This window comes from Caballeronia sp. dw_19 (assembly GCF_018449515.1).
GTDB lineage: Bacteria > Pseudomonadota > Gammaproteobacteria > Burkholderiales > Burkholderiaceae > Caballeronia.
Genome location: NZ_JAAVUQ010000005.1, coordinates 283,404 through 295,821, shown reverse-complemented (window position 1 = coordinate 295,821; position 12,418 = coordinate 283,404). Strand labels below are relative to the sequence as shown.

At 60.7% G+C, this 12,418-nt stretch carries 8 protein-coding genes; 3 read left to right on the top strand and 5 right to left on the bottom strand.

Features of this window, described 5'->3' with window-relative positions; all coding sequences use genetic code 11:
• Window positions 1-105: 105 nt before the first annotated feature.
• The 4 genes from HB376_RS09810 to HB376_RS09795 form a co-directional block, all read right to left on the bottom strand.
• The gene (locus HB376_RS09810) at window positions 106-744 is read right to left on the bottom strand and encodes a VC0807 family protein (RefSeq protein ID WP_213763459.1); all 639 of its coding nucleotides are present in this window, start codon (window positions 742-744) and stop codon (window positions 106-108) included.
• 49 nt (window positions 745-793) lie between these two features.
• Window positions 794-1,096, bottom strand: a complete 303-nt coding sequence (locus HB376_RS09805) for a hypothetical protein (RefSeq protein ID WP_213763458.1) — start codon at window positions 1,094-1,096, stop codon at window positions 794-796.
• Between the two features lie 239 nt (window positions 1,097-1,335).
• Window positions 1,336-4,554: a multidrug efflux RND transporter permease subunit gene (locus HB376_RS09800; protein ID WP_213763457.1), complete on the bottom strand. Its 3,219-nt coding sequence runs from the start codon at window positions 4,552-4,554 to the stop codon at window positions 1,336-1,338.
• A gap of 518 nt (window positions 4,555-5,072) precedes the next feature.
• On the bottom strand, window positions 5,073-5,294 hold the full coding sequence (locus HB376_RS09795; protein ID WP_213763456.1) for a hypothetical protein: 222 nt from the start codon (window positions 5,292-5,294) through the stop codon (window positions 5,073-5,075).
• A 769-nt stretch (window positions 5,295-6,063) separates the two neighbouring features.
• On the opposite strand from HB376_RS09795, the gene HB376_RS09790 reads away from it, so the two are divergent.
• The 3 genes from HB376_RS09790 (at window position 6,064) to HB376_RS09780 (ending at window position 10,925) form a co-directional block, all read left to right on the top strand.
• Window positions 6,064-10,236, top strand: coding sequence for a CheR family methyltransferase (locus tag HB376_RS09790; protein ID WP_213763455.1), 4,173 nt, complete (start codon window positions 6,064-6,066; stop codon window positions 10,234-10,236).
• A gap of 66 nt (window positions 10,237-10,302) precedes the next feature.
• A complete protein-coding gene (locus HB376_RS09785) occupies window positions 10,303-10,557 on the top strand; it encodes a type II toxin-antitoxin system RelE/ParE family toxin (RefSeq protein ID WP_213763454.1) in 255 nt (84 codons plus the stop codon).
• On the top strand, window positions 10,554-10,925 hold the full coding sequence (locus tag HB376_RS09780) for a helix-turn-helix transcriptional regulator (RefSeq protein ID WP_213763453.1): 372 nt from the start codon (window positions 10,554-10,556) through the stop codon (window positions 10,923-10,925). The genes HB376_RS09785 and HB376_RS09780 overlap by 4 nt, the downstream gene beginning before the upstream one ends.
• A gap of 20 nt (window positions 10,926-10,945) precedes the next feature.
• Here the strand turns inward: HB376_RS09780 and rng are convergent, their stop codons facing one another.
• Window positions 10,946-12,415: a ribonuclease G gene (gene rng / locus HB376_RS09775; protein ID WP_213763452.1), complete on the bottom strand. Its 1,470-nt coding sequence runs from the start codon at window positions 12,413-12,415 to the stop codon at window positions 10,946-10,948.
• Between the last annotated feature and the right edge of the window lie 3 nt (window positions 12,416-12,418).

Here is a 12,418-nt window from a genome sequence, read left to right as displayed (position 1 = left end):
TTTGTACTGCCCAGCGGGTCGAGGCGCCCGCTCCGTTATGGACGAATGTGCTTGCGGATCAAGCGCCGCGTTTATTCCGCCCAGCAGGCCGAGGCCCCCATTGCACTATGACCGAACAGCCACGGTGGGCGCGGCCGTAGCGCGCCTCTGCAGCTTCTTACGATACATCAACGTCCATACCGTGAGCGCGCCATAGATCGCGTAACCGATGAACGGCGAAACGACCAGGAAACGCTCGATCGGCCAGTGCCACGCCAGCCAGCTTCGAAGCGCGTTCTCGCCCGTCAGGCCGAGACCCCACACGGCCGTCATCAGACGAACCGATCGACGCAGCGCAGGCCGTTCGTTCCAGAGCGCTTCGAAGCGCGCCGCGCCGCCTTCGCCTTCACGCGCGACGGTTGCCCGAGCGAGGTAAAAGGTGAGCGGACGCCGCATCGCAAGCGACAGCAGGAACACGATGCCGATAGCACCGGAAGCCATCGATTCACGCATCAGCAGCAACCGCGGACTGCCACCGAGCGCCATCAGCACAATGGACAGCACGATGCCGAGCAGGACCAGGATGCTGAGGGCATCGACGCGGCGGGTTCTCGCGAACTCCACGAGACTCCAGACGACAGGCGGCACCGCCGATGCGTACAGCGCGCCGAGTTCGCCCCAATGCGGCAACGCGAGCCGATACGCAACCCACGGCAGGACGAGATTGACTCCGAGTTCAACGACAAGACCTGCGCGTATCTTCATGACGAAATGGTGCCGGGGAAGAGAAGGGGAAGCACGGCGCGAGCGATCCTCATTGCGTGAACACGGACACGATGATCGCTATCCACAGCGCACCTACGCCGCCTAAAAACGCGTGCCGTGCTAGACGCAGGCGGGATTCATCGTCGGGGCGCTTTGTGGGTGACGTGGCGAGCCAAGGCACTGAACCCAGGCACGCGAAACCGACGAGCGCCAGCAGGGCGACACAGACATCGCCCGCGCGCCAATGCGAGCCCTCGTGAATACCCCAGTAACCGAGGAACACGATACCAATGGAAAACACCGTTGATGCGGCCGAACTGAGTGCCTGGACTGATCCCGCTGGAAATTGCATGACCTGTCTCCCGACACGCGTGAAAGCACGCGAGATGTCGCCATCATAGGTGAAACAGGCCGGGGGAAAGGAGATGCCGCAAGGATGAGCGCGAGCGCAGGCGCCTGGAAGCGGCGCATCGGGTCAGGTTCAGCCATCGTCTCCGCGTGGCGCGCTCCCGCTCGTGATTTTCGCTCGTGCCGCCACGGGCAGAAGCCACCCCCGAAGCGCGCGCCGAACCTATCCGCTAGTCCCTGACGTTACCCCTCTTGCGAGCCTTGAACGTCGCCACGCGGCGCCTCGGACTCGACGTTCGCCGTGACCTTCTCCCTTGCCATCGACTTCACGCGGTCTTGAATAAACCGCTGCCCCGACACGACGATATAAAACGCCAGCGGCGTGAACACCAGCCCCAGCACGGTCGCCGTGATAGCGCCGCCGAATACGCCGGTCCCGATCGATCGCCGGCTCTCCGCCCCGGCGCCGCTGGACACGAGCAAAGGCACGACGCCCAGCAAAAACGCCGCCGATGTCATCACGATCGGCCGGAAGCGCGCGCTCGCCGCCGCGATAATTGCCTCCGCCAACGGCGTGCCATCGGCGTACAAGGCGCGTGCGAACTGCACGATCAGGATCGCGTTTTTCGCCGATAACCCAATCACGGTGATCATCCCGACCTTGAAGTAGACGTCGTTCGGCATGCCGCGCACGAGCATCGCGATTACTGCGCCAATCACGCCCAGCGGCACGATCGTCAGCACCGCGAGCGGAATGGTCCAGCTCTCGTAAAGCGCCGCGAGCGCCATGAACACGGCCAGTAACGACAAGCCGATCAGTATCGGCGTCAGGCGGGCGGCACGCGTTTCTTCGAGCGCCGTGTCGGTCCAGTCGAAACCCACGCCCACCGGCAATGCTTGCGCAAGCCGCTCCATTTCGGCCATCGCCGCGCCGGAACTTGTGCCGTTGGCGGGACGGCCGCTGACATCGAGCGAAGGCGAACCGTTGTAGCGCGTCAGGACCGACGGCCCGGTCGTCCAGTGCAGCGACGCCACGGACGACAACGGCACCATCTGCCCTGCGGCGTTACGCACCGAGAGGCTCATGAGACTGTTTTCGGTCATGCGCGACGGCGCGTCGGCAGCGACCATCACGCGGCGCATGCGGCCGCCCGAAGGGAAGTCGTCGATATACGACGAGCCAAAGGTGTTCCCCAGCGCGTCGCCGATCTTGTCGAACGAAACACCCAGCGCATAAGCCTTCGCGCGGTCCACGTCCAGCTCGATGCGCGGCGCGTCCGGCAACGTTTCCGAATGCACATCGGCGAAAGCGGGATTGTTGCGAGCCTGCTCGAAGAGTTGTTCGCGTGCGGCGTTCAACGCTGCAACGCCAATGCCGCCGCGATCTTCCAGCCGCATCACAAACCCTTCCGAATGGCCGATGCCGGGCACCGACGGCGGCATCTGGGCAGCCACGTCGCCGTCCATGATCTTGGAGAACGAGCGGTTCAGCGTATCGCGCAGGGTGGCCGCGTCAGTGTCCCGCGCCGACCAGTCTTTCAAATCGACAAAACACATGGCCACGTTCTGGCCGCTGCCCTGGAAACTCCAGCCGACCACACTCGTTACGTTCGCCACCGCGGGTTCGCGTTTCAGGATCGCTTCCGCCTGCTCGACCACCGCGAGCGTGCGCGCCTGCGTGGCGCCCGCCGGTAACTGCACCGTTACCTGAAGCTGCGCCTGGTCTTCCTGGGGCAGGAAGCCACCCGGCATATGCAGATAAAGCACCGCGCACGCGCCGGCCAACACGAGATACACCGCGAGCATGGGACCTGCGCGGCGCAGCACGCGCGCAACGAGCCCGCGATATCCCCGCGAGGTCCAGTCGAATGCCGCCGTGAAGCCGAACGAACGGCCAGCGGCCGTATGCGAGTCGCTTGATCCATGCGAGCCGTGCGCACCATGCCGCAACGCGCTTCGCGGCGGCGCTTTTAGCAGGCTCGCGCACAGCGCCGGCGTCAGCGAAAGGGCCGTGAACGCAGACACGAGAATGGACGCGATCATCGCGACCGTGAACTGCCGGTAAATCCCGCCGACACTGCCGGGGAAAAACGCCATCGGCACGAACACGGCGGTCAGCACGGCCGTAATGCCGATGATCGCGCTGCCCATCTGCTGCATCGCCCGGCGCGTGGCCGCGCGTGGCGCGAGACCCTCTTCGCGCATCACGCGATCGACGTTTTCGACCACGACGATGGCATCGTCGACCAGGATCCCTATCGCCAGCACCATCGCGAACAGGGTGAACACATTGATCGACATGCCGAGCACGTAAAGCGCAAGCAGCGAGCCGGTCAACGCAACCGGAATGACCACGGTGGGGATCAGCGCATAACGCAGGTCGCGCAGGAACAGCCACATGACGAGGAACACCAGCAGCACCGCTTCGAGCAGCGTCAGCGCCACTTCGTGCAACGCGACGTGGACGAACCTGGAGCTGTCGAACGGGATTTCGACTGCCGTGCCCGGCGGCAGGCTGCGCGACAGCTCGGCAAGCTTCGCGCGGATCGCGGCGGAGGTTTCCATCGCGTTGCCCTGCGGCGAGAGCCGGATGCCGACCGTTGCCGCCGGCTTGCCGTTCAGCCGCGAAAACGACGCGTAGCTGTCGCGGCCCAGTTCGACCCGCGCGACATCCTTCAGCCGAACGGCCGATCCATCCGCGCGCGCTTTCAGCACGATCTCGCCGAATTCGGCCGGCGAGATCAATTGCCCCCTGACCGTGACCGACGCCGTCAATTGCTGACCGGTGACGAAAGGCACGTCGCCGAGCGTGCCGGCCGTGACCGTCGCGTTTTGCGCCGCGATGGCCTGGGTGACATCGGCGGCGGCCAGGTTGAATTCGCGCAGTTTCATCGGGTCGATCCAGACCCGCAACGCCTCTCCGGCATCCCACAATTCGGCTGAGCCAACGCCCGGCGCGCGCTTCAGATCGCGCAGCATGGTGCGGTTGACGTAGTCGCTCAGTGCCACGGAATCGCGCTGACCGTCAGTGGACGTGAGCGCGACGAGCATCAGGAACGTGCCGGTCGACTTGAAGACGCTGATGCCTTGCTGCACGACTTGCTGCGGCAGACGCGACTCGATCTGCTTCATCCGGTTCTGGACATCGACCATCGCGATGTCCGGGTTGGTACCCGCCGAAAACGTGGCCCCGATCTCGAGTTCGCCCAGGCTGTCGCTGGTGGTTTCGTAGTATTGCAAGCCTTCGGCGCCGTCCAGGCTTTCTTCGATCACGCTCGCGACGGTGTTGTCCACGCTTTCTGGCGACGCGCCCGGATACATCGCGTCAATGACGATGCGCGGCGGTGTCAGCCGTGGATATTGCGCGACAGGCAGAAAGGGCGTGACCAGTGCGCCCGCCACAAAAATGGCCAGGGCAACAATCCACGCAAAAACCGGACGATCGATGAAAAAAGACGGCACGCGGGTCCTGACGATTCAATGAGGTTTATTGAAGGCTACCGGGATTTGCCGATCTTCATCGGGAATGGTCGCGGCCGGGATGCCGCGCCATTCCCGCGGCGACCGCCAGTGACGACTTATCCGGGATTACGCCAATCTTGCGTGGCGACCGTTGTGGCGAGACGGTTGTGCCGGATAAGCGAGCTTCGAAACTTGGTGACAATGGGATCACGTCCTCACGTTCATCCAAGCGTCAGCGGAGTGATCTTAAAAACATAAAATAATCGTGTCCAGCATTATTAGAAAGAAGCTCTTTTAGCTCACGTTTTCAGCGTGAATTTCGCCGATCGCGGTAATTTTCATCATTATTTTATATTGAAAGACGATAAGGCTATGCGTTTAAAGCATGGGCTATTATTAGATGTGATATTTGATGGCGGTTGTTATGGCACGATCAGGTTCAAGATGAGTCGATCTGGATAACTCATTGTCGACAGGCCATTGGGGCGGCCCGTCGAACCTTGCTCAGCCATCAATCATCAACCAAACTGGGAGGTCTTGCCCGAGGCCGTTTTCTCCAGCATCGAGATGACGGCTTCTATATGGCCTATGCGCTTGCGTTGCGTCGGCATGAGGCTCATTGATAATACCGAATCAACACGGGTTCGCCAATATGATAAAGACAACCCGTGACTTGATGCAATCCGGTTGATTATCTGTTCCAGATGCGCAAGATCGGTTTCTATGAGTAGATGATTCATTATGTTCCCCGGTAGCGCCGTCATTTTTGCGGTCGCTGGTTATTGCCATCCGGTTCGACGCTTTTATATGCGTTGTAACAGGCGGCAAGACATGGTGCTTGATTAAAATCAGGCCCTGACAAATTGAATAAGAGCCGCTGCGCCCGTGCACTGGTCAATGCCCGGCTTATAAGGTCTCACGCATGACTCATGCCATACTTCGCCTCGTTCAGGGAAACGCTACCGGCCCTTCACTGGTAACGTTTGGCGGGCAACTGGAAATAGCCGGAAACCATTGAGTGGCGATCATGCGCATCACCGCCGTTACGACGTTACGGCATGCCACGTTACGTTTGTTCGCGGCATAAACGTGAGCGGATCTGACGCAAACGATAAACCGACCGTACGTGCTAATTGGCATTAAATCGGAATATGTCACTGTTGCCGATCTAAATCATTGCGGCATTTTTTCGATAAAATCTACCGATGAATCGCCATTGGCCATTGTCATAAATAATCATTTGGTACCGAATCGGGGCCTCGGCGTTTCGCAAAGTTCAACAAATACTTCGTAGAAGAAATAACGTGATTAATCAGAATCTTCTCTCCGGATTGTCCGATACGGGTTAGTATCGTTGAAATAAAGCTGACGGCAATAACGGTGTTATTAACCTGTTTCTATCTCGCGAGACGGATGGACGGCCGGCGCGGATGGCCCAGGAAGCGAGCTTGCAAATCACTTTTAACCCGGTGAACCGGGAGGTTTGCAAATGCTCGAAAGGAGCCTCCAATGACCATTAGAAAACAGCCCGGCGCCCGGATCATTTCGCCCTCGGAATCCTTGCCGAATCCCCATTCACTCGATTTCCCGATTGTCGGCATTGGCGCGTCGGCGGGCGGAATCCAGGCGTTGATTCGGCTGCTCCAGGGTATGCCGGCGGACGGCGGCATGGCATTCGTCGCCGTGCTGCATGTATCGCCGAATCACGCGAGCCATGTCGACGAAGTGCTGCAACGCTCGGTCTCCATGCCGGTCGTGCAGGTCTTCGGCACCACGCCGATCGAAAAGAACACGGTCTACCTGATTTCACCGTCGAACGATTTATCGCTCGCGGACGGTTGTCTTCATGTCGTCCCGAGCGACCCATCGCGACGCCGGCCAGTCGCGATCGACCTGTTCTTCCGGAGTCTGGCGGACGCGCACCGGGCACGCTCGATCAGCATCATCCTCTCGGGGATGGGCAGCGACGGCTCGATGGGCATTGCGCGGATCAAGGAGCAGAACGGCATAAACATCGTGCAGGACCCGATGGACGCGGAATACGACGAGATGCCGCGCAATGCGCTGGCAACCGGATTCGTCGATATCGTGCTGTCCGTCGAGCGGATGCCCGCCCGGCTGATCGAGTTGCGCGACAACGCCCGCGCGATGAAAGCCTTGCACGCCGCTGACGACTCGCCGCTAAACGAGCCTGGCATTGAACCCGGCGTTGAATCTGGCATTGAGCCAGCCGTCCCGAACGCCGATATCGACGTGCTTCAGGCATTGCTGAGCATCCTGCGCATCCGCACGGGCCACGACTTCCGGCACTACAAGCGCGGGACGGTAATGCGGCGCATCGAACGGCGGCTGCAAGTGAACGGCGTAGCCGATCTGGCCGGGTACAAGCGGTTTATCGAAATGCATCCTGAGGAAACGACGGCACTTCTGAAGGACATGCTGATCGGCGTGACGAATTTTTTCCGCGACCGCAAATCGTTCGATGCCCTGGAGCAGCGGGTGGTGGCGAACCTCTTCGCAGCGCGCCCGCTCGACGAGCCGGTGCGCGCGTGGTCGGCGGGGTGCTCGACGGGGGAGGAGGCTTATTCGCTGGCGATGCTGCTGAGTGAGCACGGGCCGGCCCACGGCAAATTTCCGCTGATCCAGGTGTTCGCTACGGATGTCGACGCGAGCGCGATCGAGACGGCGCGTGCGGGCGTTTATGCCGGATCGATCGTGGCGGACATATCAGCCGAGCGGCTGAGCCGGTTTTTTGTGAAGCCCGGCGGCCGTTACCAGGTGAGCAAGGAATTGCGCCAGAGAGTGGTGTTCGCTATCCACAACATCCTGAGCGATCCGCCGTTTTCGGGAATGGATCTGATCTCCTGCCGCAACCTGCTCATCTACCTCGATAGAACCGTTCAGCACCGGGTCCTGGAGACGTTTCACTTTGCGCTGCGGCCGGGCGGATTCTTGTTTCTCGGCGGCGCAGAATCCATCGAGATTGCGAGCGACCTGTTCGAGCAAGTGGACAAGCGCAACCGCATTTACCAGTCGAAACGCGTTGGTACGCGTGCTACGCCGCCGCTGCCGCTGATCCGCCCCGCGATTTTCGATATCCCCAGGCGGCCCGGTCTGGGGCATGGAACGCCCGCGTCGCTGGCGGCGCTGCGTCAGCGTGTATTCGAGCGTTATGCGCCACCTAACGTGACCGTGGATCGCGATGGCGTGATCCTGCATATGTCCGATCACGCCGGGCGCTTCCTGCAGTACGTCAGCGGAGAGCCCTCGCGGAATCTGCTCACGCTCGTCAACCCGGAGTTGCGCGCGGAGTTGCGGAGCGCGCTGCATCGCGTATTGCGCGACGGGGACAGCGTCGTGTCGCGGCGCGTGCGTTTTTCGCGCGGCGAGACGCTCTCGTTCGTCAATATATCGGCACGATTGTTCAAGGACGACGGCAGTGGCGAAGACGTGATTGTCGTGTTCTTCGACGAAATCGAGAACGAGGTTGCCGCGCAACAGGACGCCCCCGCGAACAAAGCCCAAGCCGATACCGATACCGACAAACTCATCGATCTCGAACATGACCTGCATCGTGCGCAGACGCAAATGGAGTCGTTGACGGAAGGCGCCAGCGTGTCCGCCGAGGAGTTGATGGCGTCGAATGAAGAATTGCAGGCGATCAACGAAGAACTGCGCTCGACCAGCGAGGAACTGGAAGCGGGCAAGGAAGCACTGCAGTCGGTTAATGACGAACTGGTCACGGTGAATCTCGAACTCTCGGACACCGTCGCCGAAACAGCCAAGGCCAACGACGATCTGCGCAACCTGATCTCGTCAACCGGCATTCCAACGGTGTTCGTCGACCGCGAGATGCGTATCAAGCGATATACGCCGCCGGCGGTCGAGCTCTTCAAGCTGATTGCGTCGGACATCGGGCGGCCGTTGCTGGATCTCACGCATCGGCTCGACTATCCACAAATGGCCGACGATGCACACGCGGCCTTCGACACCCTCACGCTCACCGAGCGCGAGATCCGCACGAATCGTGGCGAATGGTTTCTTGCGCGCGTGCTGCCGTATCGCACGGCGGACGATCAGATTGATGGAGCGGTCATCACGCTGATCGACATCACGGCGCGCCGGGCGGCCGAAGCGGCGGCGCGCAGCAGTGAAGAACGCTTGCGGCTGGCGGCGGTTACCACGAACGACTACGCGATCATCGTGCTCGACATGGACGGGTTGATCGTCACGTGGAACGGCGGCGCGCAACGCATTTTTGGCCATGCGGAGAGCGTAGTGCGAGGCCAGCCGCTTGATCTCATCTTTCTTCCCGGTGACCGTGAAGCGCGCGTGCCTTTGCGCGAGCGGCAACGCGCCACTCAGGCCGGACGTGCCGAAGACGAGCGCTGGCACGTGCGCTCCGACGGCACCGAAATCTATTGCAGCGGCGTCACCACGCCGATCGAGTCCGATCAGTTCCGCGGTTACGCGAAGATCGCTCGCGATGTCACCAACAAGACCGGCGTCGAGAGCCAGAAGCAACTTTCACTCACGCTGGAGCGCGCGATTCGTGCGCAGTCCGAAGCGGCGGACCGGTTAAAGGACGAGTTCTTTTCCGTGTTGTCGCATGAGCTCAAAAACCCGCTCAACCTGATTCACGTGAAGGCCGAATTGCTCACGCGCATGCCTGATGTGCGGGACATCTCAAGCGTGCAGGACGCCGCCGATGCCATCCAGCGCGCGGTGGCGGGCCAGGCCAGGATCATCGACGACTTGCTCGACCTGTCGCGTGTACGTACGGGCAAGCTTGCGCTCCGGTTCGCGCCGGTGGAGGTCGCGTCCGTGCTGCAAGCGGTGGTGGCTGCGAGCGCGGCGGATGCGCGGGCGGGGGATATCGAGTTGTCGGTAGCGGGCGCCGATGCGGCTGTGATGATTCGTGCCGATGCCGAGCGTGTCGAGCAGATGGTCTGGAATCTCGTGCGCAATGCGCTGAAGTTCACGCCGCATGGCGGGCGGGTGCGGATCGCGTTATCGCGGCAAGGCGGCTTTGTTTGTGTCGAGGTGGAGGATACGGGGCAGGGTATCGATCCCGGCTTCCTGCCCCGTATCTTCGAGATGTTCAGCCAGGCCGATGGCGGGGGCCGTCGTGATCGAGGTGGTCTTGGGATCGGGTTGTCGCTTGTGAAGCAACTCGCGGAGTTGCACGGCGGGCGTATTGAAGTGGAGTCGGCGGGGCAGGGACAAGGGGCGCGCTTCCGGCTATGGCTGCCGGAGAACGCGCCGTCGCCGCCGGTGGAAACACCGCGTGAAACCGTTGATCCGGGCATCTTGAAGGGCCTGCGCGTATTGCTTGTCGATGACTCCATCGAAGCGTTAGAGGCGTTTCGTACGCTGCTTGAAATGGAGGGGGCGCAGGTGCGTGCCGAGCCGAGCGCCGAGCAGGCGCTTGAAGCGGCGGCGCAGCAGGAGTTCGATGTGGTGCTGTCCGATATCGGCATGCCGGCCATGAACGGCTACCAGATGATTCGGCAAATGCGAAAGACACCGCGGACCGCGCGGCTGCCTGCGCTGGCGCTCACCGGGTTTGGCCGCGAACAGGATGTCGCCCGGGCGCTCGATGCCGGGTTTGACGGTCATTTGAGCAAGCCGGTGTCGTTGAAGGGACTGGTCGCGGCGATTGCCCGGAGTTTGCGGAAGTGAGGGGGGCTTGTGCCAATCCAGGACGGCTGGTGTTTGCAATTTGTTAGCATTATGCTAACATTGGTCATGTACACGATCGAATACACCAAAGACGCTGTCAAAGTACTCAAAACAATGCCGCGTAACGTCGCTGCCACGATCCAGGCGAAGATAAAGGTGCTTGCGAACGATCCGTACTCGGCTGCCAATGTGAAGAAGTTAACCGGACGCGATGGCTATCGGTTACGTGTTGGTGACTGGCGTGTTTTGTTTGAAATCAACGATGGCAAACTGGTGATCCTGGTGCTTGCCGTCAGACCTCGAGGAGGGGCTTACGAATGACTGCCATTCAATTTATCGAGCGCGACGGTCGCGCTGAATTCGCGATCGTGCCTATCGAAATCTGGAACCGCGTCGCGCCGTTGATCGAGGATCTCGATGACGAAGCGCTTTTTGATCAAGCGAAAGCAGCCGACGATGGTTTCCACGTGCCAGCCGCTGTGCTCGATGCTGAGTTGGCCGGCGCACACCCAATACGCGCCTGGCGCGAATATCGCAATCTCACTCAGGACGCGTTGAGCGAAGCATCCGGCATTAGCAAGCCGTATTTGAGCCAGATCGAAAGTGGGAAGCGAAACGGCACGTTCAAAAAACTTGCTGCTATAGCCAAGGCGCTCGCTGTGCCCGTGGATATCCTTGCGCAGCCGTAGTGTCTTGTCCGGTCGAGTTCCTACATCAACACAATATCGTATTGCTCCTGACTCAGATTCGACTCCACCTGAAGCGAAACCGGCTTGCCAATAAAGTCCATCAACATCGCCAGATGTTGCGACTCTTCTTCGAGAAACAAATCGATCACCTGCTGCGACGCCACCACGCGAAACTCGCGCGGATTGAACTGACGCGACTCACGCATGATCTCGCGCAGCACGTCGTAACACACGGTGCGCGGCGTTTTCACCTGGCCTTTGCCATCGCAGGTCGGACACGGCTCGCACAACACATGCGCGAGCGATTCACGTGTGCGCTTGCGGGTCATCTCAACCAGCCCCAACTGCGAAAACCCGTTCACCGTCACCCGCGTCCGATCTCGTGACAACGCCTTCTTCAATTCGCCAAGCACCTGATCGCGATGCTCGACGTTTTCCATGTCGATGAAATCGATAATGATGATCCCGCCCAGATTGCGCAACCGCAGTTGCCGTGCAATGGTGTGCGCTGCTTCGAGATTCGTTTTGAAGATCGTATCGTCAAAATTACGGGCACCTACATAACCGCCCGTATTCACGTCGATGGTGGTCATTGCTTCGGTCTGGTCGATCATCAGATAACCGCCCGACTTCAAGTCGACCCGGCGTGACAACGCGCGCTGAATCTCGGCTTCAATGTTGTACAGGTCATATAGCGGCCGCTCGCCCGCATAGTGATGCACACGGGAAGCCACAGCCGGCGTGAACTCGATCGCGAAGTCGGCCAGCATCTGGTACGTCTCGCGCGAATCGACCTGAATACGCGAAGTCTCGTCGTTGACGAAATCGCGTAACACGCGCTGTGCAAGATTGAGATCCTGATGCAGCAGCGAGGTCGGCGCTACCCGCGTCGATTGCGCGACAATCGTCGCCCATGTCTTGCGCAAATAAGCGACGTCGGCCGCAAGCTCTTCACTCGACGCATCTTCCGCAATCGTCCGGACGATGTAGCCGCCTTTTTCGTCAACGGGAAGAACAGCCGTGAGCCGTGCCCGGATGGCCTCGCGTTCAGCCTCGCTGGCAATCTTCTGCGAGATCCCGATATGCGGCTCCTGCGGCAGATAGACCAGTGTTCGCCCCGCGATACTCACCTGCGTGGAAAGCCGCGCGCCCTTGGTGCCGATAGGATCCTTGACCACCTGCACCATCAGCGCCTGGCCTTCGAACACGATCTTCTCGATCGGCGTATGCGGCGCGTTCGAATGCGTTTCGCCGGCAATACGCGGATGCCAGATATCCGCCACGTGCAGGAACGCCGCACGTTCGAGCCCGATATCGATAAAGGCCGACTGCATGCCAGGCAGCACGCGCACGACCTTGCCGAGATAGACATTGCCTACCCGTCCGCGCGACAACGTGCGCTCGACGTGCAGCTCTTGCACCGCGCCTTGCTGAACGAGGGCAACGCGGGTTTCCTGCGGTGTGACGTTGATCAGGATTTCTTCGTTCATGGA

Bases quoted from the DNA above. Each gene is read 5' to 3' on its own strand.
- HB376_RS09810 (WP_213763459.1), bottom strand. From the start codon at position 744: ATGAAGATACGCGCAGGTCTTGTCGTTGAACTCGGAGTCAATCTCGTC.
- HB376_RS09805 (WP_213763458.1), bottom strand. From the start codon at position 1,096: ATGCAATTTCCAGCGGGATCAGTCCAGGCACTCAGTTCGGCCGCATCA.
- HB376_RS09795 (WP_213763456.1), bottom strand. From the start codon at position 5,294: ATGAATCATCTACTCATAGAAACCGATCTTGCGCATCTGGAACAGATA.
- HB376_RS09790 (WP_213763455.1), top strand. From the start codon at position 6,064: ATGACCATTAGAAAACAGCCCGGCGCCCGGATCATTTCGCCCTCGGAA.
- HB376_RS09785 (WP_213763454.1), top strand. From the start codon at position 10,303: ATGTACACGATCGAATACACCAAAGACGCTGTCAAAGTACTCAAAACA.
- HB376_RS09780 (WP_213763453.1), top strand. From the start codon at position 10,554: ATGACTGCCATTCAATTTATCGAGCGCGACGGTCGCGCTGAATTCGCG.
- rng (WP_213763452.1), bottom strand. From the start codon at position 12,415: ATGAACGAAGAAATCCTGATCAACGTCACACCGCAGGAAACCCGCGTT.